Consider the following 16346-nt stretch of genomic DNA (forward strand, 5'->3'; position numbering starts at 1 on the left):
GATTTTCGGGGTTATGCGCTCAATAACAGGATCACCAGAGTTTGTCAGGGAAAAGTGGAGACCGGCTTTTTCCGAAAAGACAAACGAAAATCAAAAGCCTGGAGCAAGTGCGGTTCATTCGGAAGCGGACTTGCTCCAGCGAGTGGCGAGGAGATAATCGGAATGGAGATCGCGTGAAGCGGCCGGATTTCATGGCGCTGGCGCTGAAAGAGGCTGAGGCCGCCGCCTTGCGCGGCGAAGTGCCGGTCGGCGCCGTGATCGCCAGCGGCGGCACAGTGATTGCCAGCGCCGGCAACCGCACCCGCGAGCTTGCCGACCCGACGGCGCACGCCGAGATGCTGGTCATCCGTGAGGCGTGCCGCAAACTCTCAAGCGAGCGGCTCACCGGCCATGATCTCTATGTGACGCTGGAGCCTTGTGCCATGTGCGCCGGCGCCATTTCCTTCGCCCGGCTGCGCCGGCTCTATTTCGGCGCCGCCGACGACAAGGGCGGCGCGGTGATCAATGGCGCGCGCTTCTTCGCCTCGACGACCTGCCACCACGCGCCCGACATCTATCCGGGCATGGGCGAGACCGAAGCGGCCCTGCTGCTCAAAGGATTTTTTCGGGAGCGGCGCGACTGACCCGGGCACAGCGCCCGGCAACGCAACGGCAGCGAAGCGTGGCCCGTCTTTACAGCGACGGCAGCCAGTCGAACCAGCCGCTGCCCTTCTTGCCTTCCGCCTCTTTCTTCAGGCGGCGTTCCTTCTTGTACTCGTCTTCGCCGAGTTCGTTCTGCGGCGCGGCGTCGGAGGCGACGCGATATTGCACCGGCGGCTCGCTCAAATATTTACGGGTGTTCGGATCGCCCTGCTTGCTTTCGGCAAGGCGGCGCTGGATCTCGGCGGCACGACCCTTGTCCGAATCCGCAGGGCTCCACGCCGGCGGGTGGCTCGAGCCTGAATCCGCCATTGCCTTCTTGATCGATGCTGGATCGGTCTGCACATCGTCGACGATCTCCGACTGATAAGCGGGATCGTTCTGATGGGCGGTCGCGTCGGCGCGCAGGCGGGCGCGGCGCTGCTCCGGCGATTCGGGCCATTCGGCGCTCGCCGTCTCGATGCTGTCCTGCGGCGCCGGCAGCGCTTCCTTCTGGCCTGGCGTCGGCTTGACCAGAGTCGGACGCGGCTTGTAGTCGATCCGTTCCTTTTGCTTCGGTGCGAACGAAAAGGCGCCGGAAATATCGCCGGCCAGCTGTTCGCCGGCGGTCTTGTCGGTGCCATAGGTCGGAGAGCTCATGCAGCCGGACAGAGCGAGGCCCGATGCGACAAGCGGCGCGAGCAGCGCCAGGCGCGCGTTATATCTCTCGGTCATGCCAAAAAGTCCCACTCTAGACAGCCTCTCGATTGCCACCGGCCCTGTGTCCGGTCCCCATCGTCCAAGCACTTGCGACGGAAATCCGGCGACAATTTGTCTTCCGGAGTTTCGCGTGTTTACCTCAACCAGTCGTTAAGGGCAACGCGCGGGCGGTTTTCGCCCGCCCGGCGTGGCATTTGTGCACCGATCGGGCGTTCTGATCGGCCGGCCTCTCAAAGCCGGCCGAGCGCCTTCAACTCGTGCAACACCGCCGCATCCCTGGCCGAAACGTCGGGAAACGCGGCGTCCTGCCCGACATCGGCGGTATAGCGCCACGAACGCGCGCATTTCACCAGGTCGCGGTCCTCGGCCTTCTCCACCACGACGGCGACACCCCTGACGTCGTCGAGCGTGAAGGCGCCAGCCGGCACGTCGCCATGCGCGATGACCAGATCGCTGGTGATCGCCATCTCGGCCATGTCGACATCGGATATCGCCGCTTCGAGCGCTGCATCGTCGATGGTGACGACCGGCACCGCTTCCAGCGACGAACCGATCACCTTCTGTGCGCGCGCGATCTCCAGCGCGCCGGTGACGACGCGTCGCACCTGCCGCACCTTGCGCCACTTTTCCGCCAGCGCCTCGTTCTTCCAGTCCGCCGGGATTTGAGGAAACTGGTCGAGATGCACCGAGACGGCGTCCGCATGACGGTCGAGCCAAGCTTCTTCCATGGTGAAAGGCAGCATCGGCGCCAGCCATTTGACCAGACAATCGAAGAGATGACGCACCACTTGCACCGAGGCCTTGCGCTTAACGCTCGACGGCGCGTCGCAGTACAGCGCGTCCTTGCGGATGTCGAAATAGAAGGCCGACAGTTCCACCACCATGAAATCAAGCAGCATGCGCGTGATGCGCTTGAATTCGAAGGCGTCGTAGCCCGATCGCACCACCTCATCCAGCTCGGCCAGCCGATGCAGCATCAGCCGTTCCAGCTCCGGCATCTTGTCGAGCGGCACCTCCTCGCCATCGTCATGAGCAAGCGTGCCCAGCATCCAGCGGATGGTGTTGCGCAGCTTGCGATAGGCGTCGATGTTGGTCTGCAGCACATTCTTGCCGAGACGCTGGTCTTCCCAATAGTCGGTCGTCACCACCCACAGGCGAAGGATGTCGGCGCCCGACTGCTTGATGACGTCCTGCGGCACGACGGTGTTGCCGAGCGACTTCGACATCTTGCGGCCGTCTTCATCCATGGTGAAGCCGTGGGTGACGACGGTGTCGTAAGGCGCCCTGCCCCTGGTGCCGCAGCTTTCCAGCAGCGACGAGTGGAACCAGCCGCGATGCTGGTCGGAGCCTTCGAGATAGACATCGGCCGGCCATTTCAAATCCGGGCGATCCTCCAGCGTGAAAGCATGCGTCGAGCCTGAATCGAACCAGACGTCGAGGATGTCCATCACCTGCTTCCACTTGGATGCATCGTGGTTGCCAAGGAAACGCTCCTTGGCACCGGCGGCGAACCAGGCGTCGGCGCCTTCCAGCTCGAAGGCGTCCATGATGCGCTGGTTGACAGCCTCGTCCTTCAGCACATTGCCGTCGGCATCGGCGAAGACGGCGATCGGCACGCCCCAGGCGCGCTGGCGCGACAGCACCCAGTCAGGGCGCTCCTCGATCATGGCGCGGATGCGGTTCTGGCCGGCGGCGGGCACGAAACGGGTGTCGTCGATCGCCTTCAGCGCGCGGCTGCGCAACGTCGAGCCATCGCCGAGGTCCTTGTCCATATAGACAAACCATTGCGGCGTGTTGCGGAAGATGATCGGTTTCTTGGACCGCCAGGAATGCGGATAGGAGTGCTTCAGCCGGCCGCGTGCGAACAGTGCGTTGCGCTTGATCAGCTCATCGATGACTGCCTGGTTGGCGTTGCCCTTCTTACCATTGTCGTCGATGACGCGCGCGGCTCCGCCCTCGCGGTCCGGGCCAAATCCCGGCGCGTCCTTGGTGAAGAAGCCGCCATCGTCGACGGTGAACGGAATGGCGCTGTCGATGCCGCGCGCGCGCAAATCCGCCGCGGCATCCATCCAGGCGTCAAAGTCCTCGCGGCCATGGCCGGGCGCGGTGTGGACGAAGCCGGTGCCGGCATCGTCGGTGACATGGTCGCCGGCGAGCATCGGCACCGGAAACTCATAGCCGCCGCCAAAACCCTTGAACGGATGGGAAAGCGTAAGCCTTCCAAACTCTTGCGGCGAAACACCGCGAAGCCGATTCAAGGTGACCTTGGCCTTGGCAGCGGACTCGTCGGCCAGCGCGTCGGCGAAGATCAGCTTTTCGCCCGGCTGGGGGCCGAACGCATTCTCGGCCGCTGTTACCTCGTAGAGGCCATAGCTGATGCGAGGCGAGTAGTTAACGGCGCGGTTGCCCGGGATCGTCCATGGCGTCGTCGTCCAGATGACGACGTGGGCCTGCAACAGATCCAGCGCCCCTTCCGTCAGTTTGGTCACGCCGTCATCGACCGGCTGAACCAGGCTGACGACTGGGAACTTCACCCAGATCGTGTCGGACTCGTAATCCTGGTACTCGACCTCGGCCTCGGCAAGTGCCGTGCGTTCGACCACACTCCACATCACCGGCTTGGAGCCGCGATAGAGTTGGCCCGACATGGCGAACTTCAGCAGCTCGCCGGCGATGCGTGACTCGGCATGGAAGGCCATCGTCGTATAGGGGTTCTTGAAGTCGCCGATAACGCCGAGCCGCTGGAACTCGCCGCCCTGCACCGTGATCCAGTGCGCCGCGAACTCGCGGCACTCCTGGCGGAACTCGTTGACCGGAACCTCGTCCTTGTTCTTGCCCTTGGCGCGATACTGCTCCTCGATCTTCCATTCGATCGGCAGGCCATGGCAGTCCCAGCCCGGCACGAAGTTCGAGTCATAGCCACGCATCTGGAACGAGCGGGTGATGACGTCCTTGAGGATCTTGTTCAGCGCGTGACCGATATGGATGTTGCCGTTGGCGTAGGGCGGACCGTCATGCAGCACGTATTTGGTCCGGCCGGCCGCGCTCTCACGCAGCTTGCGGTAGAGGTCCATGTCCTGCCAGCGCTGGACCAGCAGCGGCTCCTTTTCGGGCAAGCCGGCGCGCATCGGGAAATCCGTCTGCGGCAAATAGAGCGTCTTGGAATAGTCGATTGTTGAATTATTGGACGTTTTGTCGGTCATTGGTCTGCCATCTACATTACCCGGCCGCGAAGGGCTCGGGCGTGAGGTCGTTGCTTTGACGCATATCGTTTTCCCAAAACCGAAGCCACTTTTGGGCGATATGCGTTGATGATCTGGAAAAAGCGCGAGAGGCCGCGCGCAAAATTCCCGGCGGCTCCGGCGACCCCTCAGGCCGCCCGGAACACCGGGCCGGTAATTCGTATGGTCAGCGCGTGAAGGCGCGAAAAGCTCGTCATCGGTGGGCTTTTAGCGGAGATAGGCGCAGGAATAAAGTGTCTCTCGCTCGATTCCGTTACATCGTAAAATCGAAGCGGTAGCTGGTCGACACGCCGATCATGAACTGATTGCGGTCGCCGCGTTCCCTGACCAGGCTGGAATCGGCCGCCGGTCCCATCAGGCGCGAATATTCGCCGAACAGGCTGGCGGTCATCGGCTCCGTCACCTTCCAGGTTATCGCGCCACCGAGGCCGGTCGACTTCAGGCCACCGCCGGGATGATATTCGCTGAGCCCGGAGGCCACGGCCTCCTGTGCGTCGACGCCATAATAGGCATCGAAATATTTTTCTGAGGCAAAGGACACACGCGGTCCCCCAGAAATCCGGACAGTTGGGGTGACATCATAAAAAGCGTCGGCGGCGATATCGGCGACAAAGCCATTATGGGCGCGGATGCCGTGGCGCAGCTCGGCGCGTGCGCGCAGCCAGTCGGTCGGATAGAATTCGAAGAAGCCGCCGACCTCGCCGCCCCAGCGCACCGGATCGAGGCCCTTCAGTTCATCGGCATTGTCGTCATCACGGGAAAACAGGAACTTGCCGGTCAGGCCGGCGCGAACGCCGCCATCGTCGATCAAGGCCAGCGAGATGTTGTCGTTGCGCGACGTGAAGCGGGCCGCCGGTCCGGCCTTGCCCAGCGAGATGATCGGCGAGGCGCTGAGCAGGTATTTCTTGCCGCCCTCGAAGTTCGGCGCGATCATGCCGGTCGCGCCAACGGTCAGATACCAGTCGCCGGACAGCCAGCTGCCCTCGCCTGCATTGGCGGCGCCCGCGCCACCCAGCAGCGCAGCGGCCAACACCACAGAGATTCTTCCGAACGGACTCATGGCCACTCCACTAACACAACGCGCACTGTTTACCGATGACAGCTTTTGAAGGCCGTTTGGTAAAATTTGATTTAAATGCGAGACGTCCGATCACTGATTGCGGCGCTGCAGCTTTCGGCCATCGACTGGACGTTGGCAAGCGCCGGGATTAACCTCCGCCTGGCAGTATCCCGCAGCCCCAGATGGAGACCGCGACAATGACCCTGCATGGCGACGCCTTGAGAACCGCGATGGAACAGACACGGACAAAATGGGGGTGGTTCGTCGCGCTTGGCGTGCTGCTGCTCATCTTCGGCGGCATTGCCTTCGGCAATCTGTTCATCGCCACCGTGGCTTCGGTCTATGTCGTGGGTTGGCTGATGCTGATGGCCGGCGTGATCGAGATCGTGCATGCCTTCGGCGTCAAGACCTGGAGCCGGTTCTTCTACTGGCTGCTCAGCGGACTGCTCTATGCCATCGCCGGATTTTTCGCCTTCGACAATCCGCTGCTCGCTTCAGCGGTATTGACGTTCCTGCTGGCGATCGCGCTGATCGCTTCCGGGGTGCTCCGGGCCTGGGTCGGCTACAGCCACAGGCCGGAATCCGGCTGGGGCTGGATCGTCGCGGCCGGCATCATCAGCGCGCTTGCCGGCCTGATCATCGCCATGGGCTGGCCCGTCAACAGCCTGTGGGTGCTCGGGCTGTTTCTGGCGATCGACCTGATCTTCCAGGGCTGGACCTTCATCGCCGTCGGCCTGGCACTGAAAAAGTAAATTTGCCTGGGCATGATCTTGCCCGAAAACCGGTTCCCACTTTTCGGGACCATGCCTAGAAGGCCATGGCCGCGTCGAGCACGGAGAGCGGCCTGACGCCGGCAAGCAGCGCGCGCGCCTCGGCTTCATCGCGCTTCATCTGCGCGACCAGCGCGTCGAGCCCTTCGAACTTCAACTCCGGGCGAAGGAAACCGAAGAAGGAAACCTGGCAGACCTCGCCGTAGAGGTCGCCTGAGAAATCAAAGACGAAGGTTTCCAGCAGCGGCGCGCCGTTGTCGTCGACGGTCGGGCGGCGGCCGAAGCTGGCGACACCGTCGTGAAGCGTGCCATCGGCGCGACGAAAGCGGACGGCGTAGATGCCCTCTTTGAGCGCGGCTTCCGTGGAAAGCCTCATATTCGCGGTTGGAAAGCCAAGCGTGCGGCCGAGCTGCTGGCCGCCCACAACCTCGCTTTCGACGGTGAAGCGATAGCCGAGCAGTCCGGCCGCCTCGGCCACCGCGCCCTCGCTCAGCAAGCCGCGGATGCGGCTCGACGACACCACCTCGTGGCCCTCGTCACGAAAGGCGTCGACGAGCGTGACGCCGAAGCCATGACGCTCGCCGGCCGCCATCAGGTAGGCCGGGCCGCCTTGACGGTCCTTGCCGAAATGGAAATCGAACCCGGTCACGACGTGGGTAATGCCAAGGTTCCTTTCCAGCACGTCGGTCACGAATGCTTCCGCCGACAGCGAGGCGAAGTCGCGCGTGAACGGCTGCTCGACAAGCGCGGCAAAACCCAGCAACGACAGGAGCCTCGCCTTCATCGGCGGCGGCGTCAGTACGAACAACGGCATGTCAGGCTTGAAGACCTTGCGCGGATGCGGCTCGAAAGTCAGCACCAGGGCCGGCACCTGGCGCCGCCCGGCCTCGGCCAGGGCTCGCTCGAGCACCGTCTGATGGCCGCGGTGGACACCGTCGAAATTGCCGATCGCCACCACGCCGCCACGCAAATCGGCGGGCAGCGGCGCGGTTGACAAAATGTGCTGGAAGGCCGCCATCGTCACCTACCGCAGTCTGGGAATGACAGCCACCGGACGATACCCATGCTTTTCCAGGAAGGTCGCCAGCCTTGCTGGATCGGGTTGCAATGCATCGCCATAGTCGCGCGCATGGATGCCGCCGGACACATAGAGAACGTCGAAACCATTGTCGACCGCGCCCTTCACGTCGGTCATCATGCCGTCGCCGATGGCCAGCACCTGCGAACGCTCGATCGGCCGGCCAAGAATCTCGGCAACCTCCTTCATCGCGACGTTATAGATCGGCGCGTAAGGTTTTCCGGCGATCAAGGTGCGGCCGCCGAGCTGGGCATAGTCGCGTGCCAGCGCACCGGCACACCAGATGATGCGTTCGCCGCGCTCGACCACGATATCGGGATTTGCACAGATGAAGGGCAGGTTCCTGGCGCGCAGCCGCCGCAGAAGCTCCGTATAGTCCTCGGGCTTCTCGACCTCGTCATCGAACAGGCCGGTGCAGACGACGCCGGACGCCTCGAATTCCTCGACAAGCTCAACGTCGAGACCGTCATAGAGGGTGAAATCGCGGTCGGCGCCAATATGAAAGATCTTTCGGGGGCCTTCGGCGATCAGGTCGCGGGTGACGTCGCCTGACGTGACGACACGGTCGTAGGCTGACGGCGGGACGCCGATCGCGTTCATCTGCGCCACGACATCGGCACTTCTGCGCGGCGAATTCGTGATCAGGACGATGGGGATTTCTGCCTCGCGAGCCCTCGCCAGCGCCGAAGCTGCGACAGGAAAGTGCGTCTCGCCATTGTGCACCACGCCCCAGACATCGCACAGGATTGCCGAATAGGGCTTCGACACGTCTTCGAGCGAGCCGATGATTTCAGGCGAATCCGCCATGCCGTTTCCTTCAGTCATGATCATTGCGAGCGCCGCGGCCGACGGTTCGCCGCAGCCGGTTCCGATTAACCGAACCGCCCCGGCCTGTCACCAGCTTTCGCCCGGATGCCGGATTGGTTAGCGGTTGGTGAAGCGCGGACCAAGCAATCGAGCGGTTTCCCAAACCCGTCCTTCAGCGTTTTGTGGAAAGTTGGCGCCTGATCAAGAATCCGCCGGCGGGGGCCGCAGCAAGACATGCATGAACTCTGGCGTCGGTTCTGCCGCGACAAACGCGGCAACTATGCTCTTATGACGGTCGTTGCGCTGGTCCCGCTGATGGGCGGCCTGGCGATGGCGGTCGACTACACCGAGATGAACCGTGAAAAGCAGACGGTGTTGAATGCGCTCGATGCCGCCAACTTCGCCACGGCGCGACGGCTGACGGAAGGTGCGACCGACGACCAGTTGAGAGCCTATGCGCTCGACTTCTTCAACGCCAACCTCAACAGCGTCGATCCCGCCAACGCGACGCTCAACGTCACCTTGCCGAGCAACACCAGCGGCGGCGGCTTGCTCAAGATGAGCGCGCGTCTTGACTACCAGCCCTATTTCTTTCCTGCCTTCGGCCAGCTCATCGGCAAATCCCAAACCGACGCGAACCAGAAAATCAGCTTCAACGTCTCCTCGGAAGTGCGTCTGAAGAACACGCTGGAAGTTGCCCTGGTGCTCGACAATTCCGGATCGATGACCACGACCGGAACCGGCTCGGGGCAAAGGCGCATCGATCTTCTCAAAACTGCTGCCAAGCAGCTGGTCGACACGCTGGCCCTGCAAGCGGCAATGATCAAGCAGGTGGACAGGCCGGTGCAATTCGGCCTCGTGCCCTTTGCTGCCTCGGTCAATGTCGGTGCCAGCAACGGCAACGCATCGTGGATGGACACCGAAGGCCTGTCGCCGGTATCGAACGAGAACTTCGACTGGTCGACGCTGAACACGGCCAACAAATACGCCCAGCAGACCAGCGGCATATGGTACAAGCGCGGCTCCGGATGGGGTGCCGATGAAGGCCAGATGCTGACCCGGTTTTCGCTCTACCGCGACATGAAGGTCGTCACCAACCACGAGCGCGTCACCAACAGCAAACGCGTGGTGTGCGACGAGTACAACTCGAACAACACCTGCAAACGAAGCCACGACGAGTATGACTACATCGATTCCTATGGCCCGTTCGCCAGTTGGCAAGGCTGCGTCGAAGCCCGGCCCTACCCCTACAATGTCAACGACGCGCCGCCGTCCGGCGGCTCGTCGAACACCGGCATAGGGGTCGGCGATCCGGCGACGATGTTCGTGCCGATGTTCGCCCCGGACGAACCAGGCAATCATTGGAAGCTCACCCAGGATCCCGATGAGGCCATGCCGACGACCTATGGGGCCGTGAACAGCTGGTGGAATGACGACCCGACGAGCAGCACCGGCCAATCCCGGCTGCGCAACATGGCCAAATATTTCCAGCCGCGGCCGATCGATGCGCCGGCGCTGCCGGCCGGAAACGGCCCGAACTACAGCTGCACCACCAACCCGATCACACCGCTGACCGATGTCAGCGTCACCGACGGACTCACCTCGATCAAGGCCGCGATCGACCTGATGCAGCCGAATGGCGGCACCAGCGTTCCTGAGGGCATGGCCTGGGGCTGGCGGGTGGTCTCGAGCGGCGAGCCGTTCACGCAAGGACGCCCGGCAACAGAAAGAGGCAACGACAAGGTCGTGATCGTGCTGACCGACGGCGCCAACACCTACTACACGCCTGCGTCGCTCGGCTATTCCGATCCCGCCGATTCGAAGTCGACCTACGCGTCCTACGGCTATCTCAACCCCGGCTACAACGGTACCTCGGTCGGCCGCATGTTTCTGGGGACATCGAGCGCCATTGGCCAGTTCGACTATTCGAACGGCAATTACACGAGCGCGCTCAACGAGCAGATGGCGACGCTTTGCAACAACGCCAAGGCAGCCAACATCATGGTGATGACGGTGGCGCTCGACTTGTCCACGACCAAAACCAGCGACCAGGCGGCGATCGCGGCGCTGAAATCCTGCTCGTCGAACTCGCGCTTCCGCAAGGACCCGACGGATCCGAGCAAGCCGGCCAAGCTGTTCTGGAACGCCACCGGCGCCACCTTGTCGAACGATTTCAAGGAAATCGGCAACGAATTGTCGAACCTGCGCGTCGTCAGCTGATCCGGGCACTGGCAGCCATCTGGCGCAACGGCTGGCGGCGCCATGCCCTTGCGGACACTTGCCGCTGCGGGCAGATATTGTCCGCTCGCTGCCGCACCGGCGTGCGCAGTGGAACCAACAGATGCCTGAAACCGCCAACCATCTCGCCTTTGCGCTGGTCTGCCTCGGCATGGTGCTGACGCCGGGCCCCAACATGATCTACCTGATCTCGCGTTCCCTGTCGCAAGGGCCAAAGGCGGGGCTGATCTCACTTGGCGGCGTCGCGCTCGGCTTTGTCTTCTATGTGCTGGCGGCGGCATTCGGCATCACCGCGCTATTGCTTGCCGTGCCCTATGCCTATGACGCGCTGCGCTTTGCCGGCGTGCTCTATCTCCTGTGGCTGGCCTGGCAAGCGGTGAAGCCGGGCGGACGCTCGCCGTTCCAGGTGCGCGAGCTGCCGCGGGACCGGCCGCGCAAGCTGTTCGCCATGGGCCTGATGACCAATCTGCTCAATCCGAAGGTGGCCGTGCTCTATCTGTCGCTGCTGCCGCAGTTCATCAGCCTGGACAAAGGCCATGTCCTGTCGCAGCTGCTGGTGCTCGGTGCGACGCAGATATCGATCAGCCTCAGCGTCAATGCCATCATCGCGGTGACAGCGGGCTCGATAGCCACCTTCCTCGCCGGCCGGCCGCTATGGCTGGTCATCCAGCGCTGGATGATGGGCACCGTGCTGATGGCACTCGCGCTGAAGATGGCGACAGACGCACAGCGCTGAGAGTGGAAGTACAAGCGGCGATCGCCGCCGTCAGCAACCGAAGACTTCCTTCAGAAAAGCCCGAGAAACGCGCTTTCGAGTTGCACCGGGCTGGTCGGCGTTTGCCAGCGCAATATTGATATTGCCAGCAATGCCAAAGCAGATCAGCCAGACGATCTTCTTGAGCACTCGCGACAGTTTCCACGCCATGGGTCAGTCTCGTCACCTGGCCACAGCGGGCGCCGACAAGCCAAACATATCAGGCTTTGTCAGGCGCTCTTTGTTTGGCGTTCCGGCGTCGTCACATCGGCCGTCGGATTTGCTGCGCCCGTTCCGGCTCGACCACCTTGCGGTAGAGATGCCAGGTGGCGTGGCCGAGCACCGGCATGACCACGGCGAGCCCGGCAAACAGCGGGATCGAGCCGATCACCAGCAGCACGGCGACCATCAACCCCCACAGCGCCATTTGCAGCGGGTTTGCCATCACCGCTCGCGCCGAGGTCTCGATGGCCGAAACAGCGCCGACATCTCGGTCGAGCAACAGCGGGAAGGCAACCACAGTGGTGGCGAGCACGACAACGGCGAAGACAAAACCGGCTGCGTTGCCGGCGAGAATCAGAGTCCAGCCCTTGCCGGTCGTCAGCACCTCGCGGACAAAGTCACCGATCGATGCCGGCGGCTGGTCGCCGAACAGGCCGGTGTAGATCGACTGCGCGGTGTAGAGCCACAACAGGAACAGCGCCACCAGCATGATACCGATCGCCGCGATCGACGGTATTGCTGGCGAGCGACGCACATCGAGGGCATGCCGCCAGGAGGTGTTCATGCCGAGTTCGCGGCGACGGCTGATCTCGTAAAGACCGATGGCGGCAAACGGGCCGACCAGCGCGAAGCCCGACATCAGGGGATAGATGAGCTGGATGGCATTGGCGCCGGACGTCCATCGCGTCAGAATCAGGCCGACAACGGGGTAGATCAGGCACAGGAACACGTAGTGCGATGGTTTTGCCCAGAAGTCCTCGGCGCCGAGGCGCAGCGCATCCCTGAGATCCGCCGTGGTGATGCTGCGCACCGTGGGCTGTACGTGCGCCCCGTGTGCGTCCGCCATGACATGAAAGCCGGCCATAACCTTCCTCCCGTGTGTCGGGGACGGTCACCGCCCGGATGGCCGCCCGCAGCTGCCACTAGTAGATGTAGCACCATAGCCGATTTGCCAGGGGTTGTCGCCGCGTCAATAGCTTGAAGCTGCTCCTCGTGCTCATCTCTCGCTGTCACCTCTCATATGGCCGTGCGTTGGCAGGCTTTCGTTTTGGTCGGCCATCTTGCTGCATTTAAGCATTACAAATTTTAGTAATTACTGAAATAGCGCGTAGAGACCCCCTGGCGTATCACTTGGGCTTTACAGGTTTTGGCGAGGGGCGATGTTCGTATTGAAGAGCTTCTGGTCTTCGGAGCGCGGCAACTTTGCCATGGCGACCGCCATAGCAATGTTGCCGATAATGCTTGTCGTGGCCGGTACTATCGATCTGACTGGCACCAGCGACGACGCCGCGCAATTACAGAATTCGCTGGACGCGGCTGGGCTTGCCGTCGGGACAAAGTACCTACCCAGCATGACCGCGAGTGATGTGCAGGAGCTTGGGCTGGCATTCTTTACGGCCAATATGAGCGTCGCCGACCAGCAGGAGTATACGGGCAGCGTCTCCGCCTTTTCGGCAAGCGCCAGCGGCGACCCGAGTGCCTATTACATCTCGGTTTCGTCCAGCATCAGCCGTCCGAGCTTCATCAATGGCGCGGCCCCCTGGCCAGCCCACCGCTCGGCCACGGTCAAGATGCACCCCGGCGCGCAGGCCTGTGTGCTGGCGCTCGATTCACATGCGTCGGCCGCCGTGAGCCTGCAGGGCTCGACCGATGTCTCTATGAGCAGTTGCGTGATCGCGGCAAACTCGGATGCGTCCGATGCTGTCAGCAGAGGCGGTTCGGCGCAGGTGTCGGCAGGCTGCGTCTCGACCGCCGGCGGCACTTCCGGGCTTTCGCCTCCCAACGCCAATCTTACCTGCGGTGCGCCGCTCGAACATCAATATGCGTCTTTCGACCCACTGGCGGACATCGTCCCACCTCCCTACACATTGTGCCTGCCCGTGCCGAACGGCAAGACTTACACGCTGTCGCCAGGCACGTATTGCGACAAGACCTTGTCGGGAAACATCACGCTCAATCCGGGCGTCTACATCCTGCGCGGCACCACCATAAAGCCGGGCGGCAACGGCAGCCTGAACGGCCAAGGCGTGACCATATTCCTCATGGAGGACGCACAGATCTACATAAATGCAAATGAAATGGTGAACCTGTCCCCTCCCACCAGCGGTCCCTACGCTGGCATTACCATTTTCGAGAGCCACGGCAACACTTCGGCCTTGACGCTGAACGGCGGTGCAAATTCCGTGATCAGCGGGTTCGTCTATGCGCCTGACGCGCCCATTTCCTTTGCTGGCAACTCAGATATGAGCGGTCAAGGCGACTGCCTGAGGCTTGTTGGCCTGACCGTACTGATGACCGGCAACTCATCCATCAAGACCGACTGCACAGCCGTGTTTGGAAATCGCGAGATGTATGCAAGCCGCCTCATCACCCTGGTGAAATGAGCGGGCAACTTCCGTTTCGATTCCAGATTTCCACCGCCCTGCCCGGCAAAAGCCATGATCGCGACTATCTCAGGCAGGCATGACCACTTCGGGAATCGAACACGACCAGATCGCGAACTTGAACAGACGCAAATGGCTCAAGGCAGTGGGCCTTGCAGCCGTGGCCGGGCTTGCCGCCTGCAGCACCGTTTCGCTGCCCACCGGCGAAGGCGCCGGCGTCTCCTCGTCCGCCACCGGCACACTGGCCAGCATCCGCGCCTCGGCGGGCCTTCCGCCGCTGGTTACCGACCCACAGCTCGAGCAGGCCGCCCTGCAGCAGGCCGGCTACATGGCGCGGCGTGGCCGCATGAGCCACACCACCGGCTGGGGCAAGGATTTCGCCTCGCGCGTCAAGGACAATCGCATTGCCGGCGCCGCCGCAGAGAATATTGCCGAGGGCCGTTTCGACCTGCAGAAGCTGTTCGACATATGGGCGCATTCGCCCGGCCACCGGCGCAACATGCTCGACCCACGCTTCACCCGCTTTGGCCTCGCCTATGTGCGCGACGGCCGCGACGGCGCCCTGCGCTACTGGAGCCTTGTGCTCGGAAGGTAAGGCGGCACTCCCCGATAGGTCGTCGCCTTGAATTTCGAGGGCGACGATCTAGTCCATGTGTGCGGCTGGTGCGCCACCGGCCGGCGCCTGCTTTGGCTTGCGCAGCAGGAAAACAAACGGAATGGAAATCAGCGTCATCACCATGAGTATTTTGAAGTCATTGACGTAGGAGATCATCATCGCCTGCAGATTGACCATACGATCAATCTCCGAAAGCGCCATTGGATCGCCGCTCGCGGCCGCCGGCGATACCGCCCACAAATTGGGGTTGAACGGATTGATGAAGGCCGAAAGCTCGGTGTGATTGACCTGCGTGTTGCGCACCATCAGAACCGTCACGACCGACACGCCGATGGACGAGCCAAGATTGCGCACCAGGCTGAACAAGGCCGTGGCATCAGTGCGGAAGCGCACGTCAAGCGTGGCGAACGCCACGGTCGACAGCGGCACGAACACCATTCCCATTCCCAAGCCCTGGATGACGCCGGAGCTGATGATCAGCCAGTTGTCCATCTGCGGCGTGAAGCTGGACATGGTGTAGAGTGACTGCGCGGTCAGCAGAAAGCCGATGACGACGAGGATCCTGGCGTCGACCTTGCTCATGATCCGCCCGACGACGAGCATCGAAATCATGGTGCCGATACCACGTGGCCCAAGGACAACGCCGATGGTGATGGTCGGATAGCCGAAGATGGTCGACAGCATTGGCGGCAGCAACGACATGCTCGCCAGGATGAGCACACCCATGACGAAGATGAACGCCAGGCCGGTCACGAAATTGCGGTCGAGGAATATCTTGGGATCGATGAAGGGATGTTCCGCCGTCACCGTGTGGATGATGAACACCCAGAAGCCGGTCAGCGAAAGACCAAGCTCGATCCAGATCTCATTCGAGGAAAACCAGTCGACCTCGCCGCCACGATCGAGCAGCAGCTGAAGCGCGCCGACGCCGAGCGAAATCATGGCGAAGCCGAAGAAATCGAAACCGCGCACCCGCCGGGCAACAGCCGGCAAATAGGCGGCCATACCGAGGAAGGCGACAATGCCGACCGGCAGGTTGATGAAGAACACCCAGCGCCAGTTGAAATTCTCGGTCAGCCAGCCACCGAGCGTCGGGCCCAGAATTGGCCCCAGCATGATGCCGGCGCCCCAGATCGCCATCGCCTGGCCATGGCGTTCCCTGGGGTTGATGTCGAGCAGGAAGGTCTGCGACAACGGCACGATCGCGGCGCCGAACACGCCTTGCATCAGCCGGAAGAACACTATGCTCTCCAGGCTCCAGGCGATGCCGCACAGCATCGAGAACACGGTGAAGCCGACCACCGCCGTCAGGAACAGTTCCTTGCGGCCGAAGCGGTCGGCCAGCCAGCCGGTGACCGGCGTCATGATGGCGGCGGCAACGATGTAGGACGTCAGCACCCAGTTGATGTTGTCCGGCGAGGCGCCGAGATCGCCGGTCATGGTCGGCAGCGCAACGTTGGCGATCGTCGTGTCGAGCGCCTGCATGATCGTCGCCAGCATGAGCGCGACCGTGATCAGGCCACGATGCGGCACTTCTTTGAAGGGTTCGGGCGTGCTCATGATGCGGAACTTCCGGCAGGTAATAAAATCGTGTAGAAAAGGTTTCCGGGCGGCAAGGCCTTCCGTTGAGAGACCCTCATTCGCGGTGGGACGCGATGGTCGATGTGGGGGTTACGTCGACCGAAAGTCTCTGATGAGCGGATGCCTGCCGCCCGGAAACATGAGGACCGAGGGGTCCGTGTCGAAGATTTCAGATTCCGGTCGAGCCGCGACGCGGCTCCAACCAAACGCTGATTCTTCCCACTCCTCCCATCAGACCAATCCTGTTGCCGGCTTG

Annotated in this window: 14 protein-coding genes; 6 read left to right on the plus strand and 8 right to left on the minus strand. The window is 62.4% G+C overall.

All coding sequences use genetic code 11. The features are described from left to right. Window positions 1-173: 173 nt before the first annotated feature. The gene (locus CGZ66_RS17890; protein WP_095085992.1) at window positions 174-623 is read left to right on the plus strand and encodes a nucleoside deaminase; all 450 of its coding nucleotides are present in this window, start codon (window positions 174-176) and stop codon (window positions 621-623) included. A 49-nt stretch (window positions 624-672) separates the two neighbouring features. Here CGZ66_RS17890 and CGZ66_RS17895 read toward each other — a convergent pair whose 3' ends face one another. From CGZ66_RS17895 to CGZ66_RS17905, 3 genes are all read right to left on the minus strand, one after another. Then, window positions 673-1353, minus strand: coding sequence for a hypothetical protein (locus tag CGZ66_RS17895; protein ID WP_095085996.1), 681 nt, complete (start codon window positions 1351-1353; stop codon window positions 673-675). A 215-nt stretch (window positions 1354-1568) separates the two neighbouring features. Beyond that, window positions 1569-4541, minus strand: coding sequence for an isoleucine--tRNA ligase (ileS, locus tag CGZ66_RS17900; protein WP_095085998.1), 2973 nt, complete (start codon window positions 4539-4541; stop codon window positions 1569-1571). A 292-nt stretch (window positions 4542-4833) separates the two neighbouring features. Beyond that, complete coding sequence (locus CGZ66_RS17905; protein ID WP_095086011.1) at window positions 4834-5640, minus strand: MipA/OmpV family protein; 807 nt, start codon at window positions 5638-5640, stop codon at window positions 4834-4836. Between the two features lie 197 nt (window positions 5641-5837). Here CGZ66_RS17905 and CGZ66_RS17910 point away from each other — a divergent pair, with 197 nt between their 5' ends. Beyond that, a complete protein-coding gene (locus CGZ66_RS17910) occupies window positions 5838-6392 on the plus strand; it encodes an HdeD family acid-resistance protein (RefSeq protein ID WP_095086696.1) in 555 nt (184 codons plus the stop codon). A gap of 55 nt (window positions 6393-6447) precedes the next feature. On the opposite strand, the gene CGZ66_RS17915 is transcribed toward CGZ66_RS17910, so the two are convergent. Both CGZ66_RS17915 and CGZ66_RS17920 read right to left on the minus strand, forming a co-directional pair. Further along, on the minus strand, window positions 6448-7428 hold the full coding sequence (locus tag CGZ66_RS17915) for a bifunctional riboflavin kinase/FAD synthetase (protein WP_095086014.1): 981 nt from the start codon (window positions 7426-7428) through the stop codon (window positions 6448-6450). Window positions 7429-7434: 6 nt separating this feature from the next. After that, window positions 7435-8295, minus strand: a complete 861-nt coding sequence (locus tag CGZ66_RS17920) for a TIGR01459 family HAD-type hydrolase (RefSeq protein WP_167392152.1) — start codon at window positions 8293-8295, stop codon at window positions 7435-7437. Window positions 8296-8529: 234 nt separating this feature from the next. Between CGZ66_RS17920 and CGZ66_RS17925 the strand changes: the two genes are divergently transcribed. Both CGZ66_RS17925 and CGZ66_RS17930 read left to right on the plus strand, forming a co-directional pair. Continuing rightward, window positions 8530-10515 (plus strand): TadE/TadG family type IV pilus assembly protein, encoded by a 1986-nt coding sequence (locus tag CGZ66_RS17925; protein WP_167392153.1) that lies wholly within the window; start codon window positions 8530-8532, stop codon window positions 10513-10515. Between the two features lie 121 nt (window positions 10516-10636). Next, window positions 10637-11269, plus strand: coding sequence for a LysE family translocator (locus CGZ66_RS17930; RefSeq protein WP_095086701.1), 633 nt, complete (start codon window positions 10637-10639; stop codon window positions 11267-11269). Between the two features lie 30 nt (window positions 11270-11299). Here CGZ66_RS17930 and CGZ66_RS39920 read toward each other — a convergent pair whose 3' ends face one another. Both CGZ66_RS39920 and CGZ66_RS17935 read right to left on the minus strand, forming a co-directional pair. Next, window positions 11300-11458, minus strand: a complete 159-nt coding sequence (locus CGZ66_RS39920) for a hypothetical protein (RefSeq protein ID WP_167392154.1) — start codon at window positions 11456-11458, stop codon at window positions 11300-11302. A 91-nt stretch (window positions 11459-11549) separates the two neighbouring features. Beyond that, entirely contained in the window at window positions 11550-12374 is an 825-nt protein-coding gene (locus tag CGZ66_RS17935; protein ID WP_095086020.1) for a DUF2189 domain-containing protein, read from the minus strand. Between the two features lie 295 nt (window positions 12375-12669). Here CGZ66_RS17935 and CGZ66_RS17940 point away from each other — a divergent pair, with 295 nt between their 5' ends. Further along, on the plus strand, window positions 12670-13893 hold the full coding sequence (locus CGZ66_RS17940; RefSeq protein WP_095086022.1) for a TadE/TadG family type IV pilus assembly protein: 1224 nt from the start codon (window positions 12670-12672) through the stop codon (window positions 13891-13893). A gap of 79 nt (window positions 13894-13972) precedes the next feature. Then, a complete protein-coding gene (locus tag CGZ66_RS17945; RefSeq protein WP_095086025.1) occupies window positions 13973-14488 on the plus strand; it encodes a CAP domain-containing protein in 516 nt (171 codons plus the stop codon). Window positions 14489-14536: 48 nt separating this feature from the next. On the opposite strand, the gene CGZ66_RS17950 is transcribed toward CGZ66_RS17945, so the two are convergent. Then, a complete protein-coding gene (locus CGZ66_RS17950) occupies window positions 14537-16069 on the minus strand; it encodes a DHA2 family efflux MFS transporter permease subunit (protein ID WP_095086028.1) in 1533 nt (510 codons plus the stop codon). Between the last annotated feature and the right edge of the window lie 277 nt (window positions 16070-16346).

The organism is Mesorhizobium sophorae (genome assembly GCF_002270415.1).
GTDB classification, from domain to species: domain Bacteria; phylum Pseudomonadota; class Alphaproteobacteria; order Rhizobiales; family Rhizobiaceae; genus Mesorhizobium; species Mesorhizobium sophorae.

Bases quoted from the DNA above. Each gene is read 5' to 3' on its own strand.
- ileS (WP_095085998.1), bottom strand. From the start codon at position 4,541: ATGACCGACAAAACGTCCAATAATTCAACAATCGACTATTCCAAGACG.
- CGZ66_RS17940 (WP_095086022.1), top strand. From the start codon at position 12,670: ATGTTCGTATTGAAGAGCTTCTGGTCTTCGGAGCGCGGCAACTTTGCC.
- CGZ66_RS17930 (WP_095086701.1), top strand. From the start codon at position 10,637: ATGCCTGAAACCGCCAACCATCTCGCCTTTGCGCTGGTCTGCCTCGGC.
- CGZ66_RS17925 (WP_167392153.1), top strand. From the start codon at position 8,530: ATGCATGAACTCTGGCGTCGGTTCTGCCGCGACAAACGCGGCAACTAT.
- CGZ66_RS17945 (WP_095086025.1), top strand. From the start codon at position 13,973: ATGACCACTTCGGGAATCGAACACGACCAGATCGCGAACTTGAACAGA.
- CGZ66_RS39920 (WP_167392154.1), bottom strand. From the start codon at position 11,458: ATGGCGTGGAAACTGTCGCGAGTGCTCAAGAAGATCGTCTGGCTGATC.
- CGZ66_RS17905 (WP_095086011.1), bottom strand. From the start codon at position 5,640: ATGAGTCCGTTCGGAAGAATCTCTGTGGTGTTGGCCGCTGCGCTGCTG.
- CGZ66_RS17895 (WP_095085996.1), bottom strand. From the start codon at position 1,353: ATGACCGAGAGATATAACGCGCGCCTGGCGCTGCTCGCGCCGCTTGTC.
- CGZ66_RS17935 (WP_095086020.1), bottom strand. From the start codon at position 12,374: ATGGCCGGCTTTCATGTCATGGCGGACGCACACGGGGCGCACGTACAG.
- CGZ66_RS17915 (WP_095086014.1), bottom strand. From the start codon at position 7,428: ATGGCGGCCTTCCAGCACATTTTGTCAACCGCGCCGCTGCCCGCCGAT.
- CGZ66_RS17950 (WP_095086028.1), bottom strand. From the start codon at position 16,069: ATGAGCACGCCCGAACCCTTCAAAGAAGTGCCGCATCGTGGCCTGATC.
- CGZ66_RS17920 (WP_167392152.1), bottom strand. From the start codon at position 8,295: ATGGCGGATTCGCCTGAAATCATCGGCTCGCTCGAAGACGTGTCGAAG.
- CGZ66_RS17910 (WP_095086696.1), top strand. From the start codon at position 5,838: ATGACCCTGCATGGCGACGCCTTGAGAACCGCGATGGAACAGACACGG.